Origin of the sequence: Rhizobium sp. MHM7A, from assembly GCF_005862215.1 — a bacterium.
Lineage (GTDB): Bacteria > Pseudomonadota > Alphaproteobacteria > Rhizobiales > Rhizobiaceae > Rhizobium > Rhizobium bangladeshense.
In genome coordinates this window covers 40,866-56,557 of the sequence record NZ_VCHT01000021.1, presented here as the reverse complement: position 1 = coordinate 56,557, position 15,692 = coordinate 40,866, and the positions used below count along the sequence as shown (strand labels likewise).

Below are 15,692 nucleotides of genomic sequence, written 5' to 3'. Positions count from 1 at the left end.
GGAGGGTCGTAAAGTTCAGATCACGGAGAGAAGGCCGCCGTCTACCAGGAGCGCTGTCCCGGAGATGTAACTGGAGAGATCCGAGCCCAGAAATGCCACAGCGTCCCCAACCTCCGAAGGCTTGCCAAGACGCCGCAGAGGCGTTCGCTGTCGGAAACCTTCAGACGCCTGGGCAATACCAGGGCTTGTGCGAAGGAGCTCCGTGTCGATCGTGCCGGGCGCGACCGCATTCACACGGATGCCGTCAGGACCGAGCGCGTCGGCGAGCGATTTCGCCATCAACACCACACCGCCCTTGCTGGTCGAATAGGCGACGGTAATGCCGGCACCAGAGATGCCACCCATGCTCGCCATCAGGACGATGCTACCCAGTTTGCCGAAAGCCTTCATCTGCCTTGCCGCGGCCTGCGCCCCAAACAGCGATCCGTCCAGATTGACCGACATGAGACGGCGATAGTCCTCTTCAGGAACCTCTGGGCCGTCGGTCTTCAAGGTGATGCCAGCGTTGGCGACCATCACGTCGACGCCACCGAACTGTTCGGCCGTAGCGACCAGCGCATCATTATCGGCCTTGCGACTGACATCAGCTTTTACGAAAATAGCTTGCACTCCGAGCTTACGAATCTCCGAAACGGTTGGCTCACCGCCTTCTCGCGGCGCTTCTACGACATCAGAGGCGATGATGGCCTTGGCACCACGTTCGGCGGCCCGGATGGCGATCGCACGGCCAATGCCGCTCGATGCCCCTGTTACGATGACGACTTTGCCATCGAGGATATTACTCTTGGTCATGACGGTTGTCCTTGGACTTCAGGGATTTTCGGCGCCGAAGGAGGCAGGGCGTCGAGTTGCTGCAGAAGATAGTAGAGGTTGGCGACGCCCCAGTGTTCCACGATCTGACCGTTGCGGATGCGCATGGCATCGACGGTTTCGAACTTGATCTTGCGGCCCGTAGGCTCGATCCCGAGAACCACGCCCTGGTGGGTGCCATGATAGGTCTTGAAGGTCGTGACGATATCGCCGTCGACCGCCTGCCAGTGAATATCGGCACGGAAGTCCGGAAAGGCCTCGCGCAGGGCATGATAAAGGCGGCGCGCGCCTTCTTTATCCGGCGTCCCGCCCGGCTGCGGCGTGTGATCAAGGAAGTCGTCGGCGAAGAGCTTGTCGAACAGTTCAAAGTTTCCGCCCGACTGCACTTCGAGTGTGTTGCGACGGACGACTGTTTTCAATGCTTCCTGTTGGGATTCATGCTGGTCTGACATGAGATGATCCTTTCGAGCTTCGTTGTCAGAGTTCAAAGCCACCGATCGTCATGCCGCCATCGACGGTGAGCATGTGTCCGGTGACATAGGAGGCGGCGTCGGAGGCAAGCCAGATTGCGGCTGCCGCGATTTCTTCCGGCTTGCCGCCGTGCTTTCTCCGTCGGGTGGTTTATTTCGATGGAGCCAAGATGCCGCGTCCAGTTATTTCGGAAAAGCCGGATAAAATGCGCGCCTATGTTCGAAAAAATAGAATAGATGGCCAAGCGATGAAGGCTGAAACTTGCGTAGAATTGGGCAAGGATGCACGACTGGCGATATACCGCCCGATCACAGCTACGAGGTAAAATCCTCGGAGTTTGGCCATCCGTGCATCAACGATGGCTCCATGAGCCGTTGGAACGGCAGGGCGTTTTGAAAATGACAATCCTCAAAGAGATCGCCGAGTCAATAGAAGCGAGCACGGGCGTGGACGGCAGCTTTTCGACGTCTATGGAGCGTGTATTTCTTCTCCGGTCGTCCGAACCGACCGGCCCGATATACACGGTCTACGAGCCGAGCATTTGCTTCGTGGCGCAGGGCCGTAAGCTGGTCGAAAGTGGTTGCTATCGCCTGATCTATGGCGCGGGCGCGGCTCTCGCCGTCGCGTCGCCGCTTCCGGTTACAGGACAGGTGATAGAGGCTAGCAGGAATGCTCCTTTCCTGGGCGTCCGGATCGAACTGGATCTTGACCTTCTGCGTGGCTTCCATTCCCTCACTCCGCGCAAAGCACGCCGAAATCACGCCGCAAGCGGCCTGACCACCTTCCGACCCTCTCAAAGGCTGGAAAATACAATTCACCGGCTTCTGAGGCTTCTCGATAATCCAGAGGAGATGAAGGTGCTCGGGCCGCTGGCAGAGTTGGAAATCCTCTATCACATGGCGACCAATAGCTCGCCAGCTCTCGGGCAGTTGGCCGTGCCCGATACCGCGACAGCCAGAACAGCCTGGGCGGCGCACTATCTTCGCGTTCACTGGCGCGAGGCAGGGGCGTTGAGTACCGTTTCCGAGCGTTTGCAGATGACCGAGCGGAGCCTCAAGACGAATTTTGTCGCGCTGACGGGCCATGAGCCCGCAGGTTACCAGAAACATCTTCGACTACAGGAAGCAAGACGCCTCCTTTCGCTTGGTGCTCCCCTTCTAGCGGCTGCTGCATCTACCGGCTTCGCAAACGCCAGAACGTTCCAGGCCGAGTACGAGGCCACCTTCCACGCGAGCCCGGCGGTGGATGCAGCTCGCCTGCGCCAACTTTTCCCCGCTGAGCTGGAGGAATAAGAAAAGGCGGCGCAAAGGCGCCGCCGTTCAAGCCATTTGGCTGAACTCAACGTTCCGTCGAAGCACCATTCCGGCATGATAGAGAACGTCATCCACAAAGTCGCCATCTGCCGTGAAGCCGGTGTCGTCGACATAGTCGATATGGTTGCCGGTCACGACGTAACTCCCCTGATAGGCACTCTTCCGTTTTCCGCGAGCCTCGTCGTATCGGCCGTTTGGAAGCAATTCGTGGCGGATGTAGCCGTCCTCGGTTACCCACATACCGACGTAAGGGTGGGGCTGCTGGGTCATGGTGTTCTCCGTTTCATTTCGTAAGGCTGTGGAAAGGGCCGGTCCGACTGCCAAAAGAATGATGGCACCTCCGATGATTGAGGATGCCAGTAATGCCTGTCGTTCAAGGCGCTGCATGAGCAGGCTCCGTCGTCATCGTGAGGTGGCGTAAATCAGGCGGCCCATCGACAAGCGAAGGAATGGCCGCAACGAATTCCTTCATGTGCGGCATCTCGAAATGTGCATCGAGATCAGCCTTGCTGCGCCAGTTCTCATATACGAACCACATGTCCGGATCGTCGATCGAGCGGTGAACGTCATAGTTAATGCAGCCGGGTTCGTTTCGGCTGGGCGTGGCGAGCTTGTTCAGCCAAGCGCCGAGCAGATCGCCCTTACCAGCTTGAGCCCGAATGAACGCAATATTCGTAAGCTTTGTCATCGTTGAACTCCTCTTCCTTGGCGGATCAGCGTTTCCAAGCTGTCCATGCCATGAGGATGGCTCAAAGCGCGACGGTTGAGGTATCAAGGAGGTCCGGCGGTATTGCCCATTCCTACGAAGGTGAGATCACAAGGCAAACCGCCGGCTCCTGAAGCAATCTGAGCCTACTGCCAGGTTGTCGCTGGCATCGACTTCATCTTCTCTATGTCCTTCTTAGGCGGCAAGCCGAACATTCGCGCATATTCGCGCGAGAATTGCGAGGGGCTTTCGTATCCCACATTGAATCCAGCGGTCGCCGCATCCAATGCCTGGGCGATCATGAGCCAGCGCGCCTCCTGAAGCCGGATTTGCTTCTGATATTGGAGAGGGCTCATCGCGGTGACTGTTTTGAAGTGCTGGTGGAACGACGATACGCTCATATTCACTTGAGCCGCTATCTCTTCGATCTTTAGAGCCTTGTCGAAGTTTTTCTTGATGATAGAAATAGCTTTGTTGATCTGGCTGAGTTTGCTTTCCGCCATGGCGATCTGCCGAAGCCGATCCCCTTGTTCACCCAACAGAAGCCTGTACAGAATTTCGCGCTCTGCAAGGGGAGCGAGGACGGCACGATCGCTCTCACGTCCGCTTTCCAGCAGCTCGGCAAACCTGACGACCGCGTCAAGCAGTTGCGTGGGTACGTCGCTGACTGCGATCCCACGCTGTGGCTCTTCGTTGCGCAGGCCGCCAGGCACCGCGGCACTGATGACGTCAGCGATTGCGGCCGGCTCCAGATCGAGCCTCAGACAAAGGTAAGGCTTGTCAGGCGATGCCTCCAGTATCTGCCCTGAGATCGGCAGATCGACGCTGACGATCAGAAACTTTGACGGCTCGTACAGGTAGGAATGATCGGCAAGCGTTGTCTGCTTTCGGCCCTGCGCGACGAAACAGACCGCCGGCTTGTGAAGGATCGGTATAGCCTCCGTCGGCGTCACCGAACGCAGGATGTGAAGCCGAGGCACCTCAGTCTCTGTGACACCATCGTGCCGGGAATTTTCGTTGAGGATGCGCGCGAGACGTTCGATCATTTTTTGGTCCTTAAATTTCTTTAGCGCATGACGATAGCCGCCAAGGGGGCGGCTATCGATTGAGCTCTTACTCCAATTGCCAGGAGTCGTGGCGCCATCGCGACGTGGTGCAAGCTGAAAGTTTGCCAGCTCTCCTTCGTCCCTTCATGCGCCAGAACTGAAACAAGCGTGATCAATATGCAGACTACTATCTGTGCCGATCAAGCCTTCAAAAGATTGAGGGCGACGAGGGGGCGACCGAACTGCTGGACTGGGCCAGACGCAGCCAGGGTTCCAAGGTCGGTCGGAGCGAAACCAAGCAAAGCAGCAAGGTGCGAGACGATCTGGTTTGCATCAGGGTTATTGCCTGAAAGAAATAAAACCCTCTTGCCACCCTCTGCTTGAGGGTTAGCGGCCAACACGGCTGCTGGCAGGGTGTTAAAGGCTTTGACAAGCCGTGCACCCGGAAAGAGGTCTGCAACGATTTCCGAAGAGAGCCGGCCGCCGAGATCACGCGGTTTGAAAGCAGGGAAGTCAATCGCATTCGTGGCGTCGACGACGGTGCGGCCATCCCAGGCTTCCTTCCTCTTGGCGACATCGGGAACGGCGTCATAGGGCACAGCCAGGATGAGGACGTCGGACTGCAGAGCCTGATCGAGTTCCACCGCCTTCACCGTGCTTCCGAACTTTTCGGTAACCGACTGAAGCGAAGCAGGACCGCGCGTGTTGGCGATAACAGCTTCGATGCCCGCAGCATGGAAACGTTCGGCAAGTGCGGAGCCGATCGCCCCTGAGCCGATGATTGCATAAGTAGTCATTGTAGTTCTCCTTGATCTGATGGGGTTTCAGTTGAAGTTGTCGGGGAGGGGAATGAACTCGTCGTCGCCCGGTACGCCGGGAAATTGCCGTTCGCGCCACAGCTTGCCCGCATGGCGAATGCGGTCTTGATCCGTGGCCACGAAATTCCAGCGGATGAACCGCTTCTCCGGAAGAGGCTCTCCTCCGAACGCAAGAAACCGGGTTGGCTCTGTTGCCTTCACCACGATCTCGGCGTCGGGCTTGAACACGATGAGGCGATCCGGGCCGTAGGTGCCGTCCTGGCCAACGATCTCGATGGCGCCGTTGACGACGAAGATCGCGCGCTCAGTGTGCTCGCCGTCAATCCTGTAGCGAGCCCCAGCCTCGAGTTGAATCTCTGCTGAAAAGAGATCTGAAAAGGTCGTGGCAGGTGAGCGCCGGCCGTGCAGGGTGCCCGCGAGAAGCTTCATGTTGATGCCCTCGCCGTTGACCGTCGGCAGTTCGCCGGCGCCAAGGTGCTGAAAGAGGGGTGCTGTGTCCTCGACCTGTTTCGGAAGGGCGATCCAGCTCTGCAGACCCGTGAGCTCGCCACCGTACTTGCGGATGTGCTCCGGCGTGCGCTCGGAGTGGACAATGCCGGAGCCGGCCACCATCAGATTGACCTCGCCAGGGCTGATCGACTGCACGTAGCTCTCGCTGTCACGATGCAGAAGTTCACCTTCGAGAAGATAGGTGAGGGTCGACAGACCGATATGCGGGTGAGGGCGGGTATCGATACCGTCGCCAGCGCCGAAGCGTACCGGACCGAAGCTGTCAAGGAATATGAACGGCCCGACCATTTGACGCATTGCCGCCGGCAGTGCCCGGCGAACGGAAAAGCCGCCGAGGTCTCGGGTCGAGGGCAGGATGACCTGCTCAATGTCAGCGTTCGACAAGTAAGACATTGTCCGCTCCGGCGGTTGAATTCGATGAGCTGAAGGTAAGGCCCCTAGACGTTTCGGAAAACTCAGATAATTTCGGCTGGAACGATCGAGGAATTCGAAATGTCAGACCCAGGCCAGCCGACGCTAGATCAGCTAAAAGTCTTCATTACTGTTGTCGAAACGGGGAGTTTCGCGGCCGCATCCCGCAAATTGAACCGGGCAACCTCGGTGATCAGCTACACGATCGCCAATCTGGAAGCGCAATTGGGGGTTACGCTCTTTGATCGATTGTCGACAAAGAAACCTCAACTGACTTTGGAGGGCAGAACGGTCCTTGCTGAGGCTAAGAGCGTTGCGCATGGCATCGACAATCTCCGCGCCAAGGTGAAGAGCATGCTCCGGGGCGTGGAGCCTGAGGTTCACCTAGCACTCGACGTCATGCTGCCGGCGGCTCGCGTGATGGATGCGCTGAAGGCGTTTCGAAGGGAGTTTCCCAGCGTGTCGCTGCGACTGTATGTCGAAGCCTTGGGCGCAGTGACCCAACTTGTCTTGAACCGCACCGCGGCGATCGGTGTGAGCGGGCCGCTCGATGTCGAGATCGCTGGCCTTGAGCGCATTGGCGTGGGATTCGTGAAGCTCATACCTGTTGCATCGCCAGAGCATCCGCTGGCCGGCGGCTCGCATCCGCCTGGGACAGCGCGTGGACACATTCAGCTTGTGCTGACCGACAGGTCTCCACTCACTCAAGGACATGAATTCGCGGTCGTCGGGAATCACACATGGCGGCTCGCCGATCTTGGCGCAAAGCATATGCTGCTCAAGGAAGGCATTGGTTGGGGCAATATGCCCGAACCGATGGTGCGCGACGACATCGAGGCCGGGAGGCTCGTGCAGCTCGATCTTCCCGACTGCAAGGGTGGCCCCTACAGGCTTCAGGCGGTCTATCGAACTGATACGCCCCCTGGTCCAGCTGGCCGCTTTCTGATCGATCACTTCCAAAGCCAGGATGTTGAGGACCCAATTGCAATAGGCTGACTCTCAGGGGCTGTGTAACATCAACCTACCCGCTCGATCGCCAGGAGGCGATTGCTATTAGATGAACTCGAATGTCTGCGGACGGTGAGTCGGGAATTAGCCCAGTCACCCGGTCATCTCCAAACTGATCGATGCGGCGAACACCAGGCAATTGATTGGGGACCGAGAAGCACATCGTGAACCCCTTGCGCGTAGCCCCTGAAGCTGACGACGAAGTCCGGGCAGGTGGACGGATTGCACCGCCAGTCGGAGGAACTCTCTTGTTCAGGAGGTACTGTGTCCGCTTCCATCTTCAAGCCTTTTGAAGGAAAAGATGACCCAGTCGATCTTGTTTTGTTCCGCTTGCCATTTCCAGGCGCCGGAGCGCCTGGAGAAAGATATGTTGATTAGCCCGTCCTAATGTGGCCAATGTGACGCGGCACATGTCGATCAGTATCCGTCGAGGAACGGTGGGGAGGGCGAGATCCTTTTCTGGCTTCTCCCGGCCGCCGAAACCGCCGGGAAAATTCTCATTCAGCGTTCTAGATCGCTGATTTAATGACATTTCAGTGGCGCAGTGACAAACCTAGTGGCGCCGCACCGCACACTGAAGGACCGCAAGCCTGCTCAGCTGCACCCGCTCGTCGCACCACACGTGTCGCACTTCTCGCAGGTGCCGTTCCGCACCATCGTGAAGTTCTGGCACTCCGAGCACATGTTGCCGGTGTAACCCTGCATGATCGAGCGCTGGCGGCGTTCGGCTTCCATCTTCTTGGCTTCCGTCTTGGCCGTTGCAGCGTCCGCTGCGGCCTTGTCGGAGAAGAGGGCGGTCGCGTCGCTAGCGATTTCCTCGAGCACCTCTTCGGCGATCTCCTCCGCCAATTCCTTGGCGCGCTCCTCATAATCGCGCTTGAAGGCGACGATTTCGGAGGTGGAGACGGCGGTTGTCGGCTCCAGCTTGCGGGCGGCGCTGCCGGCAAAGGCGGTTACCGTGCCGGTGGAAGCGGCGCGGGCAGGGGCCGCGGTGGCAGCTCCCTTGGGTTCGCCGACCTGACGTTCGCCGCCGGTGCCGGGTACCAAGGTCGGCTTGTAGCCGCGGGTCCAGCCGGTGGAGAGCAGGTTGGTCTTGCCTTCCTGGATGCCCTTGCCGAGCGCGGTGTTCGAGAAGTCTGATGTATCGACATGCGCGAGGTCGTGGCGGCCGAGATAGGAGACGGCCAGCTCGCGGAAGACGTAGTCGAGGATCGACGTGGCGTTCTTGATCGCGTCATTGCCTATGACCATGCCGGCCGGCTCGAACTTGGTGAAGGTGAAGGCCTCGACATATTCCTCGAGCGGCACGCCATATTGCAGGCCGAGCGAGATGGCGATGGCGAAATTGTTCATCATCGCACGGAAGGCGGCACCTTCCTTGTGCATGTCGATGAAGATCTCGCCGAGGCGGCCGTCGCCGAATTCGCCTGTTCTGAGATAGACCTTGTGCCCGCCGACGGTGGCCTTCTGGGTATAGCCCTGGCGGCGGTTCGGCAGCTTCTCCCGTTCGCGCGAAACACGCTCGATCACCCGTTCGATGATCTTCTCGGTGACGGTAACGGCCTGGGCGGCGATCGGCGCCTGCAACAGCTCCTCCAGCGCATCCTCGTCGTTTTCGTCCTCGATCAGCGATGCATTGAGCGGCTGCGACAGCTTCGAGCCATCACGGTAGAGTGCGTTGGCCTTCAGGCCGAGCTTCCAGGACAGCATGTAGGCGTTCTTGCAATCCTCAACGGTCGCCTCGTTCGGCATGTTGATCGTCTTGGAGATCGCGCCGGAGATGAAGGGCTGGGCAGCCGCCATCATGCGGATATGGCTTTCCACCGAGAGGTAGCGCTTGCCGATCTTGCCGCAGGGATTGGCGCAATCGAAGACCGGCAGATGCTCGGCCTTCAGGAAGGGGGCGCCTTCCAGCGTCATCGCACCGCAGACATGGATATTGGCGGCTTCGATGTCCTTCTTCGAGAAGCCGATATGGTCGAGCAGGCTGAAGCTCATATCGGCGAGCTGTTCGTCCGAAACCTTCAGCACGCCCTTCAGGAAGTCGGCGCCGAGCGTCCACTGGTTGAAGACGAACTTGATGTCGAAGGCGCTCTTCAGAGCGGCGTTGACGGCCTCTACCTTCTCGTCGGTGAAGCCCTTGGCCTTCAGCGTCGACGGATTGATTGCCGGCGCCTGGTTCAGGTTGCCGTGACCGACAGCGTAGGCTTCGATCTCGGCGATCTGGCTTTCGGAATAGCCGAGCGTGCGCAGCGCTTCCGGCACGGCTCGGTTGATGATCTTGAAATAGCCGCCGCCGGCGAGCTTCTTGAACTTGACCAGGGCGAAGTCGGGCTCGATGCCTGTCGTGTCGCAATCCATGACAAGGCCGATCGTGCCTGTGGGCGCGATGACAGAGACCTGCGCATTGCGGTAGCCATGCCTTTCGCCGAGCTCGAGAGCCTTGTCCCAGGCCGATTTGGCATGGGCGGCGAGGTCCTGGTCCGGGTTTTCCGAATGGATCAGCGCAACCGGATCGATCGACAGTGCTTCATAGCCGGAGGTTTCGCCATAGGCGGCGCGGCGATGGTTGCGGATGACCCGCAGCATGCTCTCGCGGTTCGGCGCGAAGTTCGGGAACGGGCCGAGCTCGCCGGCCATTTCAGCCGAGGTCGCATAGCAGATGCCGGTCATGATCGCCGTCAGCGAACCGGCGATGGCGCGGGCTTCCGCGGAGTCGTAGGGAATGCCCGACGACATCAGGAGACCGCCGATATTGGCGTAGCCGAGGCCGAGCGTGCGGTATTCGTAGGAGAGCTCGGCAATGCGCTTCGACGGGAACTGCGCCATCATGACCGAGATTTCGAGCACGACGGTCCACAGGCGAACCGCATGTTCGTAGTCGCCGATATTGATGCGCTTGGTGGCCTTGTCCTTGAACTGCAGCAGGTTCAACGAGGCGAGGTTGCAGGCAGTGTCATCGAGGAACATATATTCCGAGCACGGGTTCGAGCCGCGGATTGGGCCGCCGGCCGGCGAAGTGTGCCAGTCGTTCATCGTCGTGTTGAAGTGGATGCCCGGATCGGCCGAAGCCCAGGCGGCATAGGAAATCGTTTCCCAGAGGTCGCGCGCCTTCAGCGTCTTCATGACCTTGCCGTCCTTGCGGGCGGTCAGGTTCCATTCTCCGTCATTCTCGACGGCGCGCAGGAAGTCGTCCTTGATCGAGACGGAGTTGTTGGAGTTCTGGCCCGATACCGTGAGGTAGGCTTCCGAATCCCAATCCGTGTCGTAGGTCTTGAATTGGAGATCCTTGTAGCCCTGGCGGGCGAACTGGATGACGCGCTGGACATAGTTCTCCGGAACCTGGTCCTTCTTGGCGGCGCGGATCTCGCGCTTCAGGGCAGGGTTCTTGGCCGGATCGAAGCAATCGCCGTTGTCGCCTTCGCAATTGAAGCAGGCCTTCATGATCGCCTTCAGATGCTTGGCGACGATTTTGGAGCCGGTGACGAGAGCCGCAACCTTCTGCTCTTCCTTGACCTTCCAGTTGATGTATTCCTCGATATCGGGATGATCGATGTCGACGACCACCATCTTGGCGGCGCGGCGCGTCGTGCCGCCCGACTTGATGGCACCGGCGGCGCGGTCGCCGATCTTCAGGAAGCTCATCAGGCCGGAAGAGCGGCCGCCGCCGGAAAGCTTCTCGCCTTCGCCGCGCAGCATGGAGAAGTTGGAGCCGGTGCCGGAGCCGTATTTGAAGAGGCGGGCTTCACGCACCCAGAGGTCCATGATGCCGCCTTCGTTGACGAGATCGTCCTCGACCGACTGGATGAAGCAGGCATGCGGCTGCGGATGTTCGTAGGCCGACTTCGACTTGGTCAGTTTCCCGGTGAAGGGATCGACGTAGAAATGGCCCTGGCCGGGGCCGTCGATGCCATAGGCCCAGTGCAGGCCGGTGTTGAACCACTGCGGCGAGTTCGGGGCGACGCGCTGGGTGGCGAGCATATAGGCAAGCTCGTCCTTGAAGGCGGCCGCATCTTCTTCCGAAGAGAAATAGCCGCCCTTCCAGCCCCAATAGGTCCAGGTGCCGGCGAGACGGTCGAAGACTTGGCGCGCATCGACTTCAGAACCGGTCTGCTCCTCCTTGGGAAGGGTCTTCAGCGCGGCCTCGTCGGGAATGGAACGCCACAGGAAGGAGGGAACGTCGTTTTCCTCGACCTTCTTCAGACGGGTGGGAACACCGGCCTTGCGGAAATATTTCTGTGCCAGAACGTCGGTCGCGACCTGCGAGAACTGCGCGGGAACGTCGATATTCTCAAGGCGAAAAACGATCGACCCATCAGGGTTCTTGATCTCGCTCGTCGCCTTGCGGAATTCGATATCCGCATAGGCGCCTTGGCCGGCCTTCGTGAAACGACGTTCGATGCGCATAGTCTTGACCTCGCGTTGGCGCCCGTCCCCAGGGCGCAAATTTCCTATCCGGCGGCACATTGTCCTCGTGCAGCCAGTCTCGTTTCCGTATTGTGACAGGGGTGTCATCCGGAGATGTCCTTCCTGTATCTTGTGGTGATGGTGGCTGCAAACACTAAATATAGTATTAACAGCTTATTATCGCCAGCCCCGATGTCACTTTTTTTGGAGGCAGAAAACCGCGCAGAAATCCCCTCGGGCCTGGGCCGGTTCCGGCACAACAGCCTGATTCTGCGTCTTGTTTTTCAAAGGGAACCGGGCTCGTGACCTCCGGTCCTGTCGCCGCCGCAACATCTGGAACAGTAAAGTTGGAAACCGCTGATTCCGTCAAGGGCTGGTTTTTAATTGAATGGTAACCACAACATCTTGTGGATGTGCCTGTGGAGATTGGGGAAAGCCGGGGAGCGCTGAAAATACAATGACTTGCGAGCGCTCTCGGCTAAGGAAAATGCCGCAGCGGCAAAAAACTATCCTGCGGCAAATCTTGTGATGGCATTTCGGGCACAAATGCGCATGCCGATTCGCTGAGGAAACGAGCGCTCTCAAAGTGCGCCGAAGAGCGGCGCACTCCGGTTGCGGCGATCAGCGCGCGCCCTTGGCGATCGGTTCCTGGTAGGTGAAGCCCATGTCCCAGGGGAAGTAGATCCAGGTATCCTGGCTCACCTCGGTGATGAAGGTGTCAACAGTCGGCACGCCCTTGGGTTTGGCGTAGACGCAGGCAAAATGCGCCTTCGGCAGCATCGTGCGCACCTGCGCGGCCGTCTTGCCGGTATCCGTCAGGTCGTCGATGACCAGCACGCCTTCGCCGCCGTTTTCGGCAAGTTCGGGCGCAATTCCCTTGAGCAGCACCATGTCGCCCTGGTTCACATAGTCATGATAGGAGGCGATGCAGACGGTCTCGATCAGCCGAATGTTCAGTTCACGGGAGATGATCGCGGCCGGCACCAGGCCGCCGCGGGTGATGCAGACGATCGCCTTGAAGGTCTGATCGAGGCCGGCAAGCCGCCAGGCAAGGGCGCGCGCATCGCGGTGGAACTGATCCCAGGAAACGGGAAACGCTTTATCGGGAAGGGACATCGGGCTGCTCCGCGGCATTGATAGAGACGACACGCCGTTTACCGGCGACCAGACGGCTTGGAGCGGCAAAATGCAAATCGCGCAGCCGGAACTGCGCGAGATCGCAAGCTGCTGCTGCGCGAGCGTGGCCGGCGCTCGAAGCGTGCATCGGTCGCTGCAATTAGCGGAATTTGCCGGTAAAACGCAAGAGCAGCCGCTCACCGCGACAACAGGGTCAGTGCCGTCATCGATTGCAGCAGGCTCTTCGTCGTGCCACCGAAGATCGTCTGCCAGAGCCAGGAATGGGTGTAAGCACCCATTACAAGAAGATCGATGCTGCTGTCCGAAAGCCGGTTTTCGATGACATGCGAGGCGTTCCTGTCCACGCTGTGGCCGGTCGCAAGAGTCGTCTCCACACCATGGCGGGCAAGTGTGGCGGCGATCTCGGCGCCTGATGTGAGCGGCGACTGCAAGGCCGTCTCGGCCGGGTCGACCGAAAAGATCTCCACCTCCTCGGCCGCCTTCAGGATCGGCAGCGCATCGAAGGTCGCGCGCGCCGCCTCCTTCGAGCCGTTCCAAGCGATCAGCACGCGCTTGATCGGCTTCGGCTGGCGGATGACATAAGGGATCATCAGCACCGGCCGCCCGGTTTCGAAGAGGAAGTTGTCGACGTCGACATGGCTGTCGGACGGTTTGGCCGGGTCGGCCTGCGATGCGATCAAAAGATCGGCGCTGCGGGCGCTTTCGATCAGCGGTGCGGAGCCATAGCCGGTGGAGGTGGCAAAGCTGCGCCATTCCGAGGAGGCGCCGGTCGCCTGCGCTTTCGCCTGAAAAATGCGCTCGATGGCGACGGTTTCGCCGTGCGCCATATCCTGCAGCGCCTGCACGGCGACCGGATCGGGAATTTCCATCGGCGCCACCAGCGGCACGGCCGATATGATTTCGGCATGCAGGCCGATCACGTGAGCACCGCATTCTGCGGCAATGGCAAAGGCGAAATCGGCAACGGCGGCGCTATTGTCTGCTGTATCGAGAATGGCGAGAATGGTTTTGTAAGACATATCAATTCTCCTTGCGCTGAAATGGCGTGCGCGAGGGAAGGGAATGCACCGGACCGTTCTCCCGTTCCTTGACGGGGATCAAGATCGGCCCCTTAAGCCTCGGCGGAATGGTTTTCCGTAATGTCCTTCTTTCGGCGGATGGCGTCGATCATCGCATGCACTTCGGCGCCGGCAGCATCGATCGCCGCCTGCGCGCGGCCGCGCACGACAATCTCGGTCGAGAATTTCTGGCCGATATAACGCGGATAGGAACCGATGCTGGTCTCCGGATGCGCTTTCTGGATCGCGGCAAGAGGCGTGCCGATATCACCTTCGCCATAAGGGCAGGCGATTGCGAGCGAGAGAACCGGCGTGCCTGTCCGAAGTGTCGGGAGCACTTTGTCGATCATCGCCTGGAAGACCTGCGGCACGCCGGCCATGACATAGACATTGCCGATGATGAAGCCAGGCGCCGTCGACACCGGATTGGGGATGTGGACGGCTCCCCGCGGCATGCGTGCCATGCGCTGGCGCGCCTCGGTGAACTCCATCTCGCGGCGTCGGTACATATCGGCAAGCAGCATCATCGCCGCTTCGTCGTATTCGCAGGGCAGGTCGAAAGCCTTTGAGATCGCATCGGCGGTGATGTCGTCATGCGTCGGCCCGATACCGCCCGAGGTGAAGACATAATCATAACGGGCGCGAAGCGCATTCAGCGCCTCGACGATCGCCTCCTCGTCGTCAGCGACGATGCGCACTTCCTTGAGGTCGATGCCGGACAGGGTGAGCAGATCGGCGAGGTGGCCGATATTTTTGTCCTTGGTGCGGCCGGAAAGAAGTTCGTCGCCGATGGCGAGCATGGCGGCGGTGACGACGGTGTCATGGCTCATGGGATGTTCCGTGATGTGAGGCTGGTCAATAGGTAGCGCCCTTAGGCCGCTTTGCAAACACTCGAGCACGATGCCGGAAGTGTAAGCTGTTGTCGGACGATAGCACGCCTTCAGAAAGGGCCGATGCGTCACTTTCGCCGAATTGGAACCGCAGGCGAATTTTCGTCTACGGGCGTCAAACACTGAAATCTGGCGCGCAAGGCTGCCTTCGGCCGTGGGCGCTGGTAGAAATCCGCCGGCCAGGATTTCACTCGCAGATGAAGGCGAGCGTTGCCGAAAGTCGTTTTCTCGCCGAAATGCCTGCTCGTTCATCCCGTGGCGCTGCCGGCAGAGCGGAATCATTTTTACGCCCCGCGGCTCTTCCCATCGCCCATGACGCAAGATATTGAAAACGCCGCAAGCGGGCGTGGCGAAACTGGTAGACGCAAGGGACTTAAAATCCCTCGGCCTTAGGCTATACGGGTTCGATCCCCGTCGCCCGCACCATGATCCCGTTTTGATGTATATTGCGCGCAAAAAGCGCGTTACTGCTTGACAATGACGTTTTCGGTGCAAGGATTGCGCCGCGGCGGTAGTGTAAGTGTTGTCTTGTGGGAGTAAGACGATGGTTTACGATTGGAGCGGGACCAGGGTTCGGCGCGTCCGGATCCTCAAGACTAGCGTCGCACTTGTTCTTGCAACCGGTGCGGCTGCGATACCGTTGTTTTTCTGGGCGATGGATTTGCCGGGTTTCTGATCCGCAATAATCAGCGTTCTGCCAGCGGCAGGCTGTTTGGAGCTTTGCTCTCGCGCCACTTGTTGATCACCCAGCCGGCGAGCAGTCCGAGGGCGGCGCCCAATGCTTTGAAGCCGGCGTCATGCAGCCGCGGATGACGAGTCGGAGTGAGGTACTGCAGGTATTCGATGGCGACCGCCCCGATGATCAGCAGCACGGCCACCAGTTTCCACTGCTTCGGATAGGCGAGCGCGAAGGCGAGGCCGAGCAGAACATAGGCGCCGCCGCGGTCCGTGTCGACCGTCGTGACCGTATCCGGTCTGAGGCCGATCGGCGAAACCGTGACAAAGAGGATCAAGGCGAGCAGCAGCCAGGCGAGCGGTCTTGCGAGTTTTAAGATCATCATCGCTCCATATAAGCGGCAGGCCATTTCATTGACAGTTAAAATCAGT

At 59.4% G+C, this 15,692-nt stretch carries 14 protein-coding genes, 1 tRNA gene and 1 pseudogene; 3 read left to right on the top strand and 13 right to left on the bottom strand.

Translation table 11 applies throughout. The features are described from left to right. Nucleotides 1-15: 15 nt before the first annotated feature. The 3 genes and pseudogenes from FFR93_RS36560 to FFR93_RS36550 form a co-directional block, all read right to left on the bottom strand. Complete coding sequence (locus tag FFR93_RS36560) at nt 16-792, bottom strand: SDR family oxidoreductase (protein ID WP_138396774.1); 777 nt, start codon at nt 790-792, stop codon at nt 16-18. Further along, nucleotides 789-1,262, bottom strand: a complete 474-nt coding sequence (locus tag FFR93_RS36555) for an ester cyclase (protein WP_138396773.1) — start codon at nt 1,260-1,262, stop codon at nt 789-791. The genes FFR93_RS36560 and FFR93_RS36555 overlap by 4 nt, the downstream gene beginning before the upstream one ends. A gap of 25 nt (nt 1,263-1,287) precedes the next feature. After that, a pseudogene (locus FFR93_RS36550) lies at nt 1,288-1,407 on the bottom strand (SDR family oxidoreductase); the annotation flags it as partial. Between the two features lie 248 nt (nt 1,408-1,655). On the opposite strand from FFR93_RS36550, the gene FFR93_RS36545 reads away from it, so the two are divergent. Then, nucleotides 1,656-2,573 carry an AraC family transcriptional regulator N-terminal domain-containing protein gene (locus tag FFR93_RS36545; RefSeq protein WP_171049328.1) on the top strand — a complete coding sequence of 306 codons (918 nt, stop codon included), beginning with the start codon at nt 1,656-1,658 and terminating at the stop codon, nt 2,571-2,573. A gap of 27 nt (nt 2,574-2,600) precedes the next feature. On the opposite strand, the gene FFR93_RS36540 is transcribed toward FFR93_RS36545, so the two are convergent. The 5 genes from FFR93_RS36540 to FFR93_RS36520 form a co-directional block, all read right to left on the bottom strand. After that, nucleotides 2,601-2,864, bottom strand: a complete 264-nt coding sequence (locus tag FFR93_RS36540) for an Atu4866 domain-containing protein (protein WP_138396771.1) — start codon at nt 2,862-2,864, stop codon at nt 2,601-2,603. 103 nt (nt 2,865-2,967) lie between these two features. Next, complete coding sequence (locus FFR93_RS36535; RefSeq protein WP_138396770.1) at nt 2,968-3,282, bottom strand: putative quinol monooxygenase; 315 nt, start codon at nt 3,280-3,282, stop codon at nt 2,968-2,970. A gap of 164 nt (nt 3,283-3,446) precedes the next feature. Continuing rightward, nucleotides 3,447-4,346: an AraC family transcriptional regulator gene (locus FFR93_RS36530; RefSeq protein ID WP_138396769.1), complete on the bottom strand. Its 900-nt coding sequence runs from the start codon at nt 4,344-4,346 to the stop codon at nt 3,447-3,449. Between the two features lie 200 nt (nt 4,347-4,546). Next, nucleotides 4,547-5,164 carry an NADPH-dependent F420 reductase gene (locus tag FFR93_RS36525; RefSeq protein ID WP_311044395.1) on the bottom strand — a complete coding sequence of 206 codons (618 nt, stop codon included), beginning with the start codon at nt 5,162-5,164 and terminating at the stop codon, nt 4,547-4,549. A gap of 6 nt (nt 5,165-5,170) precedes the next feature. Beyond that, the gene (locus FFR93_RS36520) at nt 5,171-6,067 is read right to left on the bottom strand and encodes a pirin family protein (RefSeq protein WP_138396767.1); all 897 of its coding nucleotides are present in this window, start codon (nt 6,065-6,067) and stop codon (nt 5,171-5,173) included. A gap of 99 nt (nt 6,068-6,166) precedes the next feature. On the opposite strand from FFR93_RS36520, the gene FFR93_RS36515 reads away from it, so the two are divergent. Further along, nucleotides 6,167-7,081 carry a LysR family transcriptional regulator gene (locus tag FFR93_RS36515; protein WP_138396766.1) on the top strand — a complete coding sequence of 305 codons (915 nt, stop codon included), beginning with the start codon at nt 6,167-6,169 and terminating at the stop codon, nt 7,079-7,081. A gap of 606 nt (nt 7,082-7,687) precedes the next feature. Here the strand turns inward: FFR93_RS36515 and FFR93_RS36510 are convergent. The 4 genes from FFR93_RS36510 to FFR93_RS36495 all read right to left on the bottom strand — a co-directional run bounded on the left by FFR93_RS36510 (nt 7,688) and on the right by FFR93_RS36495 (nt 14,525). Continuing rightward, a complete protein-coding gene (locus FFR93_RS36510; RefSeq protein WP_138396765.1) occupies nt 7,688-11,500 on the bottom strand; it encodes a vitamin B12-dependent ribonucleotide reductase in 3,813 nt (1,270 codons plus the stop codon). A 621-nt stretch (nt 11,501-12,121) separates the two neighbouring features. Beyond that, entirely contained in the window at nt 12,122-12,616 is a 495-nt protein-coding gene (gene gpt / locus FFR93_RS36505) for a xanthine phosphoribosyltransferase (RefSeq protein ID WP_138396764.1), read from the bottom strand. 197 nt (nt 12,617-12,813) lie between these two features. Further along, on the bottom strand, nt 12,814-13,656 hold the full coding sequence (locus FFR93_RS36500) for a universal stress protein (protein WP_138396763.1): 843 nt from the start codon (nt 13,654-13,656) through the stop codon (nt 12,814-12,816). A gap of 92 nt (nt 13,657-13,748) precedes the next feature. Next, entirely contained in the window at nt 13,749-14,525 is a 777-nt protein-coding gene (locus FFR93_RS36495; RefSeq protein WP_138396762.1) for a competence/damage-inducible protein A, read from the bottom strand. 400 nt (nt 14,526-14,925) lie between these two features. Here FFR93_RS36495 and FFR93_RS36490 point away from each other — a divergent pair. Beyond that, nucleotides 14,926-15,011: transfer RNA gene (locus FFR93_RS36490), tRNA-Leu, on the top strand. 260 nt (nt 15,012-15,271) lie between these two features. Here the strand turns inward: FFR93_RS36490 and FFR93_RS36485 are convergent. Continuing rightward, the gene (locus FFR93_RS36485) at nt 15,272-15,646 is read right to left on the bottom strand and encodes a VanZ family protein (RefSeq protein WP_138396761.1); all 375 of its coding nucleotides are present in this window, start codon (nt 15,644-15,646) and stop codon (nt 15,272-15,274) included. Between the last annotated feature and the right edge of the window lie 46 nt (nt 15,647-15,692).